Source organism: Massilia timonae (assembly GCF_001866515.1).
GTDB classification, from domain to species: Bacteria; Pseudomonadota; Gammaproteobacteria; order Burkholderiales; family Burkholderiaceae_D; genus Telluria; species Telluria timonae.
Genome location: NZ_JRYB01000001.1, coordinates 2,047,720 through 2,060,738 on the forward strand (window position 1 = coordinate 2,047,720; position 13,019 = coordinate 2,060,738).

Below are 13,019 nucleotides of genomic sequence, written 5' to 3' on the forward strand. Positions count from 1 at the left end.
CTTGGCCGCGAAATCAAGCGAATTCTGCGAGTTATGTGCACTATTTTTGAGCTTTTCGATCTGGCAATGACAAGCTGCAAATAGAAATAATTCGCATTTAGCGCTATGATGTCGGCATTATTCCTGTCGCTGTCTCATAAGCGCAACAACCATCTGGAAGCTGCCATGACCCTAGCCCCCACCCTGCCCACCCTCGACTCGCTGAAAGCGGGCCAGAGTGCCACCGTAGTCCAGCTGGCGCCGCATGCGCAGGGCGGCGTCGACGTCCAGCGCCGTCTGATGGAGCTGGGCTTCGTGCCGGGCGAGCGGATCCGCGTGCTCAAGCGGGTGCTGGGCGGTCCGCTGGCGGTCAAGGTCGGCGAGTCGACCTTCGCGCTGCGCCGCTTCGAAGCGGCGCTCGTCTCGATCAATTCGATCAAGGCGGACTGAGCGCATGGGAGTGATGGAACAACAAGTGGCGGCCCGCACCCCGCTGGTCGCACTGCTCGGCAACCCCAATTGCGGCAAGACCGCGCTCTTCAACCGTCTCACCGGCTCGCGCCAGAAGGTCGCGAACTACGCCGGCGTCACCATCGAGCGCAAGGAAGGCAGCTTCAAGTCGCCGGCCGGACGGGCGTTCCGCGTGCTCGACCTGCCGGGCGCCTACAGCCTGAATGCGCAGACGCCGGACGAAGGCATCACGCGTGACGTGGTGGCCGGCCTGCGCGCGGGAGAACAGCCGCCGGACGCGGTGCTGTGCGTGGTCAACGCGACCAATCTGCGCCTGAACCTGCGCCTGGTGCTGGAACTCAAGCGTCTCGGCCTGCCGATGGTGCTGACCCTGAACATGGTCGACGTCGCCAGGAAGCGGGGCATCGAGATCGACACCGCGAAGCTGTCGCAGGAACTGGGCATGCCGGTGGTGGAGACCGTCGCCATCCAGTCGGGCGGCGAACAGGCCCTGCTGGCCGAGCTGGATCGCATGCGCTTCGACGCGCCGGTCAAGGCCAATCCGCTGTCGGCGATCGACGCGGTGCCGGTCGAGGAGACCCAGCGCGAGGTGCGCCGCATCTTGGCCGCCGCCGTCTCCACCGCCAAGGACACCGGCAACCTGACCGAGAAGATCGACAACGTCGTGATGCATCCGATCGCGGGCCCGGTCATCCTGGCCGCGCTGATGTTCCTGATCTTCCAGGCCGTGTTCAGCTGGGCCGGCACGCCGATGGACATGATCGAGGCCGGCGTCGGCGCCCTGGGCGGATTCGTCGGCGACCTGCTCGGCGAAGGCATCCTGCACAGCCTGATCGTGGACGGCATCATCGCCGGCGTCGGCAGCGTGCTGGTGTTCCTGCCGCAGATCCTGATCCTGTTCTTCTTCATCCTGCTGCTCGAAGACGTGGGCTACCTGCCGCGCGCGGCCTTCCTGCTGGACCGCATCATGGGCAGCGTCGGCCTGTCGGGCCGCGCCTTCCTGCCGCTGCTGTCCTCGTTCGCCTGCGCGATCCCCGGCGTGATGGCCGCGCGCACGATCCAGAATCCGCGCGACCGCCTGGTGACGATCATGATCGCGCCCCTGATGACATGCTCGGCGCGCCTGCCGGTGTATGCGCTGCTGATCGCGGCCTTCATCCCCGACCAGACCGTGGCCGGCATCCTCAACCTGCAGGGCCTGGTGCTGTTCATCCTGTACATGGCCGGCATCCTGTCGGCGATGGGCGTGGCCTGGTTCATGAAGCGCCGCAGCACCTACAAGCAGCACGCGCTGATGCTCGAACTGCCGGCCTACCACTGGCCGCAGCTGAGCGCCCTGGCTTCGGGCCTGTGGGAACGCACCAAGATCTTCCTGATGCGGGTCGGCACGCTGATCCTGACCATGATGGTCCTGCTCTGGCTGCTGTCGAGCTTCCCGGGCGCGCCGGAAGGCGCGACCGAGCCGCCGATCTACTACAGCGTGGCCGGCATGATCGGCCGCGCGCTGGAAGTGATCCTGGCGCCGATCGGCTTCAACTGGCAGATCGCGATCGCGCTGGTGCCGGGCATGGCCGCGCGCGAAGTGGCGGTCGGCGCGCTGGGCACCGTGTACGCGCTGTCGGGCGGCGACGAAGTCGGCGACACGCTGGCGCCGCTGATCGCGCAATCGTGGTCGCTGGCCACCGGCCTGGCGCTGCTTGCCTGGTACGTCTACGCGCCGCACTGCCTGCCGACCCTGGCCACCGTGGCCCGCGAAACCGGCAGCCGCAAGTACGCCTGGATCATGGCCGGCTACATGTTCGGCCTGGCCTACGTGGCGGCCTTCATCGTCTACCGCGTCACCCTCGCCATCACTGGAGCCTGATATGCAGGAATTGGCCGTCATCGTTATCGTGCTTGCCTCCGCGCTGTACCTGGGCGCGAAATACATGTCGGCCGGCCTGCGCGCGCGCCTGGTCATGCACCTGACCCGGGGCGGTCGCAAGTCCGTCCTGGCGCGCTGGCTGGACAAGTCGGGCGGCGGCGGTTGCGGCGGCGGCAGCTGCGGCAGCGGTTGCACACCCAAGCAACCGGATCCGCCCGGCAAGCACCGCGTGATCAGGCTGCACCAGAAGCACTGAGTTTTCTCTTCAATCCCGCAGCGCCGCGATCAGGCGCTGCGCGTCGAACGGCGCATGCACCTTGATGTCGTTGTCGAAGTAGCAGTAGACGTCGCGCTTGCCGCGCTTGCGCGGCGCCTTGCTCGATGCCAGGCAGGCATCCTGCGGTTGTCCCCCATCGCGCCAGGCGCGGATCTTCCTTGCCCAGTTCTCGATCGCATCGTCGTCATACCCGCTCGCATACAGTTCCTTGTCGCCATGCAGGCGCACGTACACGAAGTCGGCCGTCACGTCCTCGATCTGCGGCCAGCGCCCGGCGGTGTCGGCCACCACCAGCGCCACCTTGTGCTTGCGCAGCAGGGCGATGAAGGCGGGGTCGCGAAAGCTCTCGTGGCGGATCTCGACCGCGTGCCGCATCGCTCTCCTTGGTCCGGGATCGAGCGTGACCCTGCCTTCCATGCGCGCCTCATGACCCTTGGCCAGTTCGGCCGCGGCATGGGTATCATGCGGCAGCAAGGAGAGAAACGTCTCGAAGCGTTCCGGCTCGAAGGCGAAGTTGGGCGGGAACTGCCACAGCATGGGGCCGAGCTTCTCGCGCAGCTCGAACATGCCCGAGGCCAGCACATTGGCCAGCGGCTTGGCGACGTCGCGCAGGCGCAGCATATGGGTGATGAAGCGGTTGCCCTTGACCGCGAACACGAAGCCGGGCGGCGTGGCAGCGTACCAGGCGGCATAGCTCGCGGGCCGCTGCAGCGAGTAGAACGCGCCGTTGATCTCGATGCTGGGCAGCTGGGTCGCGGCGTATTCGAGCTCGCGGTGCTGGGCCAGCCCCGGCGGATAGAACTTGCCGCGCCACGGCACGTAGCGCCAGCCCGAGATGCCGATGTAGGTCGATCCGCTCATGCCTGCCACGATACACGGCCCGCGCGCACGCGGTCGTGCGCTGGCGCACCCAGCCGGAGCCCATGCCACCGGACCAGCGACGCCCTTTTGGCAAAGGCGCAACAGTGCTAAGCTAGCGCCCATCGTCACTCCCAGAGCCGCCATGATCGTCGTCCATCACCTGAACAATTCGCGCTCGCAGCGCATCCTGTGGCTGCTGGAAGAGCTGGGCCTGGAGTACGAGATCAAGCGCTACCAGCGCGACCCCAGGACCATGCTGGCCCCGCCCGAGCTGAAGGCGGTGCACCCGCTGGGCAAGTCGCCGGTGATTACCGACGGCGACCTGGTCGTGGCCGAGTCGGGCGCCATCGCCGAGTACCTGGTCGAGCGCCATGGCGAGGGCCGGCTGCGGCCCGCGGCCGGCACCCCGGCGCGCCTGCGCTACGCCCACTTCCTGCACTATGCCGAGGGGTCGGCGATGCCGCCGCTGCTGCTCAAGCTGGTGTTCGACAAGGTCGAGAACAGTCCGATGCCGTTCTTCGTCAAGCCGATCGCGCGCGGCATCGCGCAAAAGGTCAAGGGCAGCTTCGTGCTGCCGCAGATCGCGCTGCACCTGGGCTACCTGGAAGCGGAACTGGGCAAGCATCCCTGGTTCACCGGCGAGGAGTTCACGGCGGCCGACATCCAGCTCAGCTTCCCGCTGGAGGCGGCGGCCTCGCGCGGCGGACTCGATGGCAAGTACCCGAAGCTGAGCGATTTCCTCGAGCGCATCCACGTGCGGCCGGCCTACCGGCGCGCGCTCGAGCGCGGCGGCAAGTACGAGATTGGGAAAGCGTAAGAGGAGCCAACCAGCATGGCCAAGCTGCTCGCCATCGACGGCCTGAACATCGTGCGCCGGGTGTACGAGGCCAGTCCCGAGCCCGATTCAAGCCTGAAGGCCAGCATCGCGCTGCGCCACGCCTTCTCGTCGTTTCGCAACGTGCTCGAGACGCATGCGCCGACCCACGTGCTGGCGGCCTTCGACCATGGCGGCGAGAACTGGCGCCATGCGCTGTATCCGCGCTACCGCGAGGGCAGGGCGGCGATGCCCCATGAATTGCGCGCGGCGCTGCCCGAATTTCACGAGCGCCTGCGCGCAGCGGGCCTGCACGTGGTGTCGATTCCCGAGGTCGAGGCCGATGACGTGATCGCCACCGGCGTGATGCGCTGGCTGTCGGAAGGACGCGGCGAAGCCATCGTCGCCACCACCGACAAGGACCTGCACCCCCTGATCGCGCATGGTGCGCTGGTGTGGGACCATTTCAAGAACGAATGGCACGACGACGCCTGGGTGCGCCAGCGCTTCGGCGTCGCGCCCGAGCTGCTGCACGACCTGCTGGCGCTGATGGGCGATCCGACCGACGGCGTGCCGGGCGTGTCCAAGATCGGCATGAAGACCGCCGCGCGCCTGCTCAATGCCTATGGCAGCCTCGACGCCATCATTGCCGGCGCCGGCATCCTCAAGACGCCGCTGGGCGAAAGGCTGCGCGCCGAGCGTGAGATACTCGAGATCTCGCGTTGCCTGGTGTCGCTCAAGCTCGACGTGCGCCTGGGCGTGACCTGGAACATGCTGGCCTATGAATCGAATTAGAAGGGAAACGACGCGATGCTCAAGGCGGTAATCGTGGATGGAAACGCGGTGTCGCGTTCGATGCTGGGCACCGTGCTGGCCGACGGCAGCTACGAGGTGGTGGGCGCGACCCATACCAGCGCGCTCGGCTACGGCCTGGCGATCAAGCACCGTCCGCACGTGATCTGCATCGCGCGCGAGCAGGTCGAGGACGGCAACAACGTGGTCGAGCAGCTGCGCGCCGAGCTGCCCAAGACCCTGATCTTCCTGGTCTCGGGCACGCTCGACGCGCAGGCCGTGCAGTCGGCGGCGGCGCGCGGCGTGCACGGCTTCATCGTCAAGCCGTTCAAGGCCGACACCGTGCTCAAGACCATCCGCAATACCGTGATCGCCTTCGTCAAGAAGCAGCAGGCTTCCGCCGCCAAGCCCGATTGACGGTTCCTAGCCGCGGCGCCCGATTTCGTCGGACGCGATCGCGGCCAGTTCGCGCAGCGCGCGCAATTCGCGCTCGCGCAGGCGGCGCGGCTCGCGGTCCAGCACGCACAGCGAGCCGAGCGCCATGCCGCGCGCGTCCAGCACCGGATAGCCGGCATAGAAGCGGATGTGCGGTTCGCCCGTCACCAGCGGATTGGCGGAGAAACGCGGATCGGCGCCCGCATCCTCCACCACGAAGGCGCCGTCCTGCATGATCGTGTGGCTGCAGAAGGCCACCTCGCGCGGCGTCTCGCCTTGCGCCAGGCCGATGCGCGACTTGAACCATTGACGCTGGCTCGAGAGAAGCGTGAGCAGGGCCATCGGACAATCGGTCACATGGCTAGCCAGCCAGGTCAGGCGGTCGAATACTTCTTCCTGGGGCGAGCCCATCAGCTTGGTCGCGGCGAGCGCCGCCAGGCGCTGCGCCTCGTTGCGCGGCGCCGGATAGGCGGGGGCGCGAGCGGGGAGAAATTCACCGGTCGGCGGGGAACCGTCCACGGCAGCGGCATCCGCTTCGCGCTGGCGCAGGAAGCGGTGCACCTCGCTCAGACGCACGCGGCGATGGCCGCCCGGCGTTTTCCAGGTCGGCAGCGCGCCGCCCTCCATCCACACCTGGGCAGTGCTCACCGCCACGCCGAGCAGGCGCGCCGCGTCGCGCGTGGTCAGGATCGGATCGTCGTTCTCGGTTTTCATCGTCATGCGGGCTGTATTGCTCTGATGGTCCAATTTTACACGAAGCAACTTAAAATGACGAATATGACGATATGTCGCCGATAATTGTTGACTTGTGGAATTTTTTTCGCAACAATAGCTTCAATTTCGTCAATTTCGTCAATTTCTTTGCGCGTGTGCGCATCAGTCAGGGCCCCCATGAATTCACCCATCGAACCGGCACTATTTGCTTGTTCCGCTCAAGAAGCGGCACGTCTCGAGGCCCTGCATCGCCTGGAACTGCTGGACACGCCGCCCAGCGAGGCCTTCGACCGCATCACGCGCATGGCCGCCCAGCTGTTCAACCTGCCGATCGCGGCGGTGTCGCTGACCGACAGCGACCGCCAGTGGTTCAAGTCGAAGGTCGGCGTGGAGCATGATTCGATCCCGCGCCTGCGCGCGCCGTGCGCGGAGGTGGCCGATACCGCCCACCTGCTGATCGTGCCCGACCTGCTCGAAAACGCTTGTTTTCGCGACAGCAAGCTGGCCGCCGACGGCATCCGTTTTTATGCCGGCGCGCCGCTCGTGACCAGCGACGGGTTTGCGCTGGGCGCGATGTGCGTGCTGGGCACCGAGCCGCGCCAGGTGACGGCGGCCGAGAGCCAGGCGCTGGAAGACCTGGCGACGATGGTGATGGCGCAGATCGAGCTGCAGCACGCTCTGGGCCGGATCGACCCGATCAGCGGCCTGCCCAACCGCAACCAGTTCATCAGCGATTTCACCGACCTCGAGCTGGCCGGGCCGGCCGGCGACATGCGGCTGGCGGCCCTGGTCAGCCTGGCCAGTCCGCAGGAACTGAGCGACGCCCAGCGCGTGATGGGTTCCGGCTATCTCGACGAGATGGTGCGCGACGTGGTGCCGCTGCTGCGCCTGGGTGGCGCCGGCAAGATCTACCACGTCGCCAGCACCCAGTTCGCCTTCTTCGCGCCACCCGGCGTCTCGCTCGAGACCTTCCGCGCCCAGCTGCAGTCGTGGCTCGACGCCCGTTCCGGCCATGGACAGGCGCGCTTCATCACCACGACCACGGTCGGCATCGCCCCGTTCACGGTCGGCCAGACCGAGGGCCTGGACCTGCTGCGCAATATGCACAGCGCCGCCCACGACGGCCTGGCCGCCGAGCGCTGCGTGCGCGTGTTCTCGTCCGAGCACGACGCCATCCTGCAGCGCCGCTTCTGGCTGGTGAACGCCTTCCGCGCCGCGCTCGAGAGCCGCAGCCAGCTGCACCTGGTGTACCAGCCCAAGGTCGTCCTGAAGGGCGGGGCCTGCGCCGGCGTCGAGGCGCTGCTGCGCTGGACTCATCCCGAGAAAGGCGCCATCTCGCCGGGCGAATTCATCCCGGTGATCGAAGGCACCTCGCTGGCGCGCGCCACCACCGAATGGGTGCTGGCCGCCGCGATGCGCCAGGTGGCCGCCTGGCGCCAGGACGGCGTCGCCCTGCAGGTGGCGGTCAACGTGTCGGCGGTGAACCTGGAAGAACCGGATTTCTGCGACCGCGTGCTGAAGCTGCTGGCGCGCCACCGCGTGCCGGCGTCCAGCCTGGCGATCGAACTCACCGAAAGCGCGCTGATGCGTAATCCGAAGGTGGCGCAGGTCACGCTGGAACGCCTGGCGCGCGCCGGCGTGCAGCTGGCGATCGACGACTTCGGCACCGGCTACAGCAGCCTGGCCTACCTGCAAAGCCTGCCGGCGAACGTGGTCAAGATCGACCAGAGCTTCATGCGCAACCTGGCCCACGACGAACGCCGGCGCGCGCTGGTGGGGACGATGATCAAGCTGTCGCACGACCTGGGCCACAAGGTGGTGGCCGAAGGCGTGGAGACGGTGGAGGTGGAAGACTTCCTGCGCGCGGCGGGCTGCGACGAGGTGCAGGGCTACCTGCATGCGCGCCCGCTGGCGCCGAGCGCGCTGGCCGAATGGCTGGCCGGGCGCGCGCGCTGAGGATTACGCGACGCCCGAGCGGGCGTCGATGATGCCGCCGCCCAGGCAGACGTCGCCGTCGTACAGCACGGCCGACTGGCCGGGCGTGACTGCCCATTGCGGATCGCTGAAATCGAGGACGAATCTACTGTCGCCTTCGGCCAGCACGCGGCAGGCCACGTCGGCCTGGCGATAGCGGGTCTTGGCCGACAGCTCGCGCGGATCGGGGGCTTCGCCCGCGATCCAGCTGGCCTGGCCCGCTTCAAGGCGGTTCGACAGCAGCCATGGGTGGTCATGGCCCTGCACGATGTACAGGGTGTTGGCCTCGATGTCCTTGCGCGCCACGAACCATGGCTCGCTGGTGCCGTCCGCGTTCTTGCGCGACTTCAGGCCGCCGATGCCGATGCCCTTGCGCTGGCCCAGCGTGTAGAACGACAGGCCGACGTGCTCGCCGACCTTGGTGCCGTCGTCGAGCCTGATCGGGCCCGGCTTGTACGACAGGTAGCGGTTCAGGAAGTCGCGGAACGGGCGCTCGCCGATGAAGCAGATGCCGGTCGAATCCTTCTTGGCGGCGTTCGGCAATTTCAGCTTTTCGGCGATCTTGCGCACTTCGGTCTTGGGGATCTCGCCCAGCGGGAACAGCGACTTCGAGAGCTGCGCCTGGTTCAGGCGATGCAAGAAGTAGCTCTGGTCCTTGGTGGCGTCGAACGCCTTGAGCAGCTCGAACTTGCCGCTGCCGGTGTTCTGGCGCACGCGCGCGTAGTGGCCGGTCGCGATCAGGTCGGCGCCCAGCTTCATCGCATGGTCGAGGAAGGCCTTGAACTTGATTTCGGCGTTGCACAGCACGTCCGGGTTGGGCGTGCGGCCGGCCTGGTATTCGCGCAGGAACTCCGCGAACACGCGGTCCTTGTATTCGGAGGCGAAGTTGACCGCCTCGATGTCGACCCCGACCACGTCGGCCACGCTGGCCGCGTCGATCCAGTCCTGGCGCGTCGAGCAGTATTCGGAGTCGTCGTCGTCTTCCCAGTTCTTCATGAACAGGCCGACCACGTCGTAGCCTTGTTCTTTCAGCATCCACGCCGCGACCGAGGAGTCGACTCCGCCCGACATCCCGATCACGACTTTTTTCTTGCTCATGTTACGTCCGTATTGAATTCAGATCCCGCCCTCGAACACCGAGGAATGGGTGTATAGCAGGGACAGCGGCGTGCTTCGTCCGGCCAGATAGTCGTCCACGCACTGGAGCACGATCGGGCTGCGGTGGCGGTCGGCGGTGGCGGCGATCTCGTCGCGCGTCATCCACAGGGTGCGCAGGATGCCTTCGTCGAGCGGCTGGTCGAACTTGCGGCCGACCGTGCCGGCGAAGGTGAAGCGCAGGTAGGTGACGTCGGCATTGCGCGACTTCGAGTGGTAGCGCGACATGTACATGCCCACCAGCGTGCGCGGGATGAACTCGTGGGCGGTTTCCTCGAGCGCTTCGCGCACGACCGCCTGCTCCAGCGATTCGTGCGGGTCGAGATGGCCGGCGGGCTGGTTCAGCTTGACGCCCTCGCTCGTCTCTTCCTCGATCAGCAGGAAACGGCCCTCGTGCTCGATGATCGCAGCCACGGTAACCGATGGTTTGAAGATGTCGCTCATGCCTGTCCTTGAAAATGAGCCGGTATTCTACCTCGGGCCGGGCCTGCTCTGCTCAGCCTTGCCCCTCCTGCGGTGCTTGCCTGTCGTTAATTGGGCTTGATCTGTCGCAAAAATGCGCGCAAATACACTGCTTAGCTTGTGTTTGCTCAGCACAACAGCATTATCACCAAAAGAAATTTATATTTGGGCAATTGTTGTAAAGACGTGATAGATTGGGAGCCGGCGCATCCACGTACGGAGGAATCCATGAGGATAGGCATACCGGCCGAGACAAGGCCGGGCGAGACACGTGTTGCAGCAACACCTGAAACCGTCAAGAAGCTGGCCGCGAAACACCAGGTCCTGGTGCAGTCCGGCGCCGGCCTGCATGCCGCGGCGCCCGACAGCGCCTATGAAGCGGCCGGGGCCAGCATCGTCGACGGCGCCGCCGCCTTCGGCGCGGACATCGTCCTGAAGGTGCGCAGCCCGGATGCCGCGGAACGCGGCCTGATGCGGCGCGACGCGGTGCTGGTCGGGATGCTCGATCCCTTCGACGCCGACAATCTCGCCGCGCTGGCCGCGAGCGGCCTCACCGCCTTCGCGCTGGAAGCGGCGCCGCGCATCACGCGCGCGCAGTCGCTCGACGTGCTCTCTTCGCAGGCGAATATCGCCGGCTACAAGGCCATCCTGCTGGCCGCCAACACCTACGGACGCTTCATGCCGATGCTGATGACGGCGGCCGGCACGGTCAAGGCGGCGCGCGTGCTGATCATGGGCGTGGGCGTGGCCGGGCTGCAGGCGATCGCCACCGCCAAGCGCCTGGGCGCCGTGATCGAGGCGTCCGACGTGAGGCCTCCGGTCAAGGAGCAGGTGGAGTCGCTCGGCGCCAAATTCATCGACGTGCCGTATCTCACCAGTGAAGAACGCGAGATCGCCCAGGGTAGCGGCGGCTATGCGCGGCCGATGCCGGCCGACTGGATGCGGCGCCAGGCCGAGCTGGTGCACGAGCGCGCGAAACTGGCCGACATCGTCGTCACCACCGCCCTGATCCCGGGCCGCAAGGCGCCCACCCTGATCGGCGAGGAGACGGTGCGCGCCATGAAGCCGGGCTCCGTGATCGTCGACATGGCCATCGCCCAGGGCGGCAACTGCCCGCTGACGGAGCTGGGCAAGACAGTCATCAGGCACGGGGTGCACATCATCGGCGAGCCGAACCTGGCGGCGCTGGTGCCGGCCGATGCGTCGGCCCTGTATGCGCGCAACGTGCTGGACTTCCTCAAGCTCGTGATCGACAAGGACGACCGCTTCTTCATCGACCGCGAGGACGAGATCGTGACCGCGACGCTGGTGTGCGCGGGCGGGGACGTGTTGCGCAAGTAGATTCAGTCGGGCCAGAACAGAACAGGACAGGAGACTAGGCATGGACATCAGCCACACCATCATCAACCTGATCATCTTCGTGCTGGCGATCTACGTCGGCTACCACGTGGTCTGGACCGTCACCCCCGCGCTGCACACGCCGCTGATGGCGGTCACCAATGCGATTTCGGCGATCGTGATCGTCGGCGCCATGCTGGCCGCGGGCCTGACCGAGGGCCTGACCGGGCGCGTGGCCGGCACGGTCGCGGTGGCGCTGGCGGCGGTGAACGTGTTCGGCGGCTTCCTGGTCACCCAGCGCATGCTGGAGATGTTCAAGAAGAAGGAGCCGAAGGCCGCGAAGGCGCCGGTCGAGGGCAAGGTCGAGGAGAAGATCGAGGAGAAGCAGGCATGAACGCCATCAGCATGAACGTCGTCACCCTGTTCTACCTGGTCGCCTCGGTATGCTTCATCCAGGCGCTCAAGGGCCTGTCCTCGCCCTCGACCGCGCGCATCGGCAACGCCTTCGGCATGGCCGGCATGGCGATCGCCGTGGTCACCACGGTGGCGCTGATGCTCAAGCTGCAGGACAGCCTGGGGCAGGGCGGCGGCTCGGGCTTCGGCCTGGTGCTGCTGGGCGTCGTGGTCGGCGGCGCGATCGGGGCGTACGCCGCGAAGAAGGTCGAGATGACCAAGATGCCCGAGCTGGTGGCGGCCATGCACTCGCTGATCGGCCTGGCGGCGGTGTGCATCGCGATCGCCGCCGTGTCCGAACCCTGGGCCTTCAATATCGCCACCCGTGAGACGCCGCTCCCGTTCGGCAACCGGCTGGAGCTGTTCATCGGCACCTTCGTCGGCGCGGTGACCTTTTCGGGTTCGGTGATCGCCTTCGGCAAGCTGTCGGGAAAATACAAGTTTCGCCTGTTCCAGGGGGCGCCGGTGCGCTTCGCCGGACAGCACATCCTGAACCTGACGCTGGCGATCGCGATCATCGTGCTGGGATTGCTGTTCTGCTTCGCCGACGGCGTGGCGCCAAGCTGGACGCCGTTCATCGTGATGGCGGCGCTGGCCTTCGTGCTGGGCGTGTTGATCATCATCCCGATCGGCGGGGCCGACATGCCGGTGGTGGTGTCGATGCTGAACTCGTATTCCGGCTGGGCGGCGGCCGGCATCGGCTTCTCGCTGAACAACTCGATGCTGATCATCGCCGGCTCGCTGGTCGGCTCGAGCGGCGCGATCCTCTCGTACATCATGTGCAAGGCGATGAACCGTTCCTTCTTCAATGTGATCCTGGGCGGCTTCGGCGGCGAAGCCGCCGCGGACGACGGCGGCGCGAAAGAGCAGCGTCCGGTGAAATCGGGTTCGGCCGAGGACGCCGCCTTCATCCTGCAGAACGCCGAGTCGGTGATCATCGTCCCCGGCTACGGCCTGGCGGTGGCGCGCGCCCAGCATACGGTGAAGGAGCTGGTCGACAAGCTGACCGAACACGGCGTGACGGTGCGCTATGCGATCCACCCGGTGGCCGGCCGCATGCCGGGCCACATGAACGTGCTGCTGGCCGAAGCCGAAGTCCCCTACGACCAGGTGGCCGAGATGGAAGACATCAACGGCGAGTTCGGCCAGACCGACGTGGTGCTGGTGCTGGGCGCCAACGACGTGGTGAACCCGGCCGCGAAGGACCCGAAATCGCCGATCGCCGGCATGCCGATCCTGGAGGCCTACCGCGCCAAGAGCATCATCGTCAACAAGCGCTCGATGGCCTCCGGCTACGCCGGCCTGGACAACGACCTGTTCTACCAGCCCAACACGATGATGGTGTTCGGCGACGCCAAGAAGGTGATCGAGTCGATGGTCAAGGCCGTCGAATAACCGCAATCAATAACTCAACAATGAGGGTCAGAGTA

At 66.5% G+C, this 13,019-nt stretch carries 14 protein-coding genes; 10 read left to right on the top strand and 4 right to left on the bottom strand.

What is annotated here, in order from left to right; all coding sequences use genetic code 11:
• Positions 1 to 165 precede the first annotated feature (165 nt).
• From LO55_RS08835 to LO55_RS08845, 3 genes are read left to right on the top strand one after another with little or no spacing between them, the layout of a single operon-like run.
• Positions 166 to 429, top strand: coding sequence for a FeoA family protein (locus LO55_RS08835; protein WP_083415582.1), 264 nt, complete (start codon positions 166 to 168; stop codon positions 427 to 429).
• A gap of 4 nt (positions 430 to 433) precedes the next feature.
• Positions 434 to 2,314, top strand: a complete 1,881-nt coding sequence (gene feoB, locus LO55_RS08840; RefSeq protein WP_071361182.1) for a ferrous iron transporter B — start codon at positions 434 to 436, stop codon at positions 2,312 to 2,314.
• Position 2,315: 1 nt separating this feature from the next.
• A complete protein-coding gene (locus tag LO55_RS08845) occupies positions 2,316 to 2,570 on the top strand; it encodes a DUF6587 family protein (protein WP_005664775.1) in 255 nt (84 codons plus the stop codon).
• A gap of 9 nt (positions 2,571 to 2,579) precedes the next feature.
• Here the strand turns inward: LO55_RS08845 and LO55_RS08850 are convergent, their stop codons facing one another.
• Entirely contained in the window at positions 2,580 to 3,452 is an 873-nt protein-coding gene (locus LO55_RS08850; RefSeq protein WP_040775090.1) for a DUF72 domain-containing protein, read from the bottom strand.
• A gap of 142 nt (positions 3,453 to 3,594) precedes the next feature.
• Here LO55_RS08850 and LO55_RS08855 point away from each other — a divergent pair, with 142 nt between their 5' ends.
• Genes LO55_RS08855 through LO55_RS08865 form a run of 3 tightly spaced genes read left to right on the top strand, consistent with a single transcriptional unit; the run spans position 3,595 to position 5,475 of the window.
• The gene (locus LO55_RS08855) at positions 3,595 to 4,269 is read left to right on the top strand and encodes a glutathione S-transferase (protein ID WP_071361184.1); all 675 of its coding nucleotides are present in this window, start codon (positions 3,595 to 3,597) and stop codon (positions 4,267 to 4,269) included.
• Positions 4,270 to 4,284: 15 nt separating this feature from the next.
• Positions 4,285 to 5,061, top strand: a complete 777-nt coding sequence (locus LO55_RS08860) for a 5'-3' exonuclease (RefSeq protein WP_071361185.1) — start codon at positions 4,285 to 4,287, stop codon at positions 5,059 to 5,061.
• A 15-nt stretch (positions 5,062 to 5,076) separates the two neighbouring features.
• On the top strand, positions 5,077 to 5,475 hold the full coding sequence (locus LO55_RS08865; RefSeq protein ID WP_005664781.1) for a response regulator: 399 nt from the start codon (positions 5,077 to 5,079) through the stop codon (positions 5,473 to 5,475).
• 6 nt (positions 5,476 to 5,481) lie between these two features.
• Here the strand turns inward: LO55_RS08865 and LO55_RS08870 are convergent, their stop codons facing one another.
• Positions 5,482 to 6,213: a GAF domain-containing protein gene (locus LO55_RS08870; protein ID WP_071361186.1), complete on the bottom strand. Its 732-nt coding sequence runs from the start codon at positions 6,211 to 6,213 to the stop codon at positions 5,482 to 5,484.
• A gap of 171 nt (positions 6,214 to 6,384) precedes the next feature.
• Between LO55_RS08870 and LO55_RS08875 the strand changes: the two genes are divergently transcribed.
• Positions 6,385 to 8,163 carry a putative bifunctional diguanylate cyclase/phosphodiesterase gene (locus LO55_RS08875; protein ID WP_071361187.1) on the top strand — a complete coding sequence of 593 codons (1,779 nt, stop codon included), beginning with the start codon at positions 6,385 to 6,387 and terminating at the stop codon, positions 8,161 to 8,163.
• Positions 8,164 to 8,166: 3 nt separating this feature from the next.
• On the opposite strand, the gene mnmA is transcribed toward LO55_RS08875, so the two are convergent.
• Both mnmA and LO55_RS08885 read right to left on the bottom strand, forming a co-directional pair.
• Positions 8,167 to 9,279 carry a tRNA 2-thiouridine(34) synthase MnmA gene (gene mnmA, locus LO55_RS08880; protein WP_071361188.1) on the bottom strand — a complete coding sequence of 371 codons (1,113 nt, stop codon included), beginning with the start codon at positions 9,277 to 9,279 and terminating at the stop codon, positions 8,167 to 8,169.
• Positions 9,280 to 9,297: 18 nt separating this feature from the next.
• Positions 9,298 to 9,780: an NUDIX hydrolase gene (locus tag LO55_RS08885; protein WP_005664785.1), complete on the bottom strand. Its 483-nt coding sequence runs from the start codon at positions 9,778 to 9,780 to the stop codon at positions 9,298 to 9,300.
• 246 nt (positions 9,781 to 10,026) lie between these two features.
• On the opposite strand from LO55_RS08885, the gene LO55_RS08890 reads away from it, so the two are divergent.
• From LO55_RS08890 to LO55_RS08900, 3 genes are read left to right on the top strand one after another with little or no spacing between them, the layout of a single operon-like run.
• Positions 10,027 to 11,139 carry a Re/Si-specific NAD(P)(+) transhydrogenase subunit alpha gene (locus tag LO55_RS08890; RefSeq protein ID WP_005664786.1) on the top strand — a complete coding sequence of 371 codons (1,113 nt, stop codon included), beginning with the start codon at positions 10,027 to 10,029 and terminating at the stop codon, positions 11,137 to 11,139.
• Positions 11,140 to 11,179: 40 nt separating this feature from the next.
• The gene (locus LO55_RS08895; protein WP_005664787.1) at positions 11,180 to 11,530 is read left to right on the top strand and encodes an NAD(P) transhydrogenase subunit alpha part 2; all 351 of its coding nucleotides are present in this window, start codon (positions 11,180 to 11,182) and stop codon (positions 11,528 to 11,530) included.
• Positions 11,527 to 12,984 (top strand): NAD(P)(+) transhydrogenase (Re/Si-specific) subunit beta, encoded by a 1,458-nt coding sequence (locus LO55_RS08900; RefSeq protein ID WP_071361189.1) that lies wholly within the window; start codon positions 11,527 to 11,529, stop codon positions 12,982 to 12,984. Before LO55_RS08895 ends, LO55_RS08900 begins: the two co-directional genes overlap by 4 nt.
• The last annotated feature ends 35 nt before the right edge of the window (positions 12,985 to 13,019 follow it).

Excerpts from the sequence above, each read along its gene's own strand:
- LO55_RS08835 (WP_083415582.1), top strand. The coding sequence starts at position 166 with ATGACCCTAGCCCCCACCCTGCCCACCCTCGACTCGCTGAAAGCGGGC.
- feoB (WP_071361182.1), top strand. The coding sequence starts at position 434 with ATGGGAGTGATGGAACAACAAGTGGCGGCCCGCACCCCGCTGGTCGCA.
- LO55_RS08845 (WP_005664775.1), top strand. The coding sequence starts at position 2,316 with ATGCAGGAATTGGCCGTCATCGTTATCGTGCTTGCCTCCGCGCTGTAC.
- LO55_RS08850 (WP_040775090.1), bottom strand. The coding sequence starts at position 3,452 with ATGAGCGGATCGACCTACATCGGCATCTCGGGCTGGCGCTACGTGCCG.
- LO55_RS08855 (WP_071361184.1), top strand. The coding sequence starts at position 3,595 with ATGATCGTCGTCCATCACCTGAACAATTCGCGCTCGCAGCGCATCCTG.
- LO55_RS08860 (WP_071361185.1), top strand. The coding sequence starts at position 4,285 with ATGGCCAAGCTGCTCGCCATCGACGGCCTGAACATCGTGCGCCGGGTG.
- LO55_RS08865 (WP_005664781.1), top strand. The coding sequence starts at position 5,077 with ATGCTCAAGGCGGTAATCGTGGATGGAAACGCGGTGTCGCGTTCGATG.
- LO55_RS08870 (WP_071361186.1), bottom strand. The coding sequence starts at position 6,213 with ATGACGATGAAAACCGAGAACGACGATCCGATCCTGACCACGCGCGAC.
- LO55_RS08875 (WP_071361187.1), top strand. The coding sequence starts at position 6,385 with ATGAATTCACCCATCGAACCGGCACTATTTGCTTGTTCCGCTCAAGAA.
- mnmA (WP_071361188.1), bottom strand. The coding sequence starts at position 9,279 with ATGAGCAAGAAAAAAGTCGTGATCGGGATGTCGGGCGGAGTCGACTCC.
- LO55_RS08885 (WP_005664785.1), bottom strand. The coding sequence starts at position 9,780 with ATGAGCGACATCTTCAAACCATCGGTTACCGTGGCTGCGATCATCGAG.
- LO55_RS08890 (WP_005664786.1), top strand. The coding sequence starts at position 10,027 with ATGAGGATAGGCATACCGGCCGAGACAAGGCCGGGCGAGACACGTGTT.
- LO55_RS08895 (WP_005664787.1), top strand. The coding sequence starts at position 11,180 with ATGGACATCAGCCACACCATCATCAACCTGATCATCTTCGTGCTGGCG.
- LO55_RS08900 (WP_071361189.1), top strand. The coding sequence starts at position 11,527 with ATGAACGCCATCAGCATGAACGTCGTCACCCTGTTCTACCTGGTCGCC.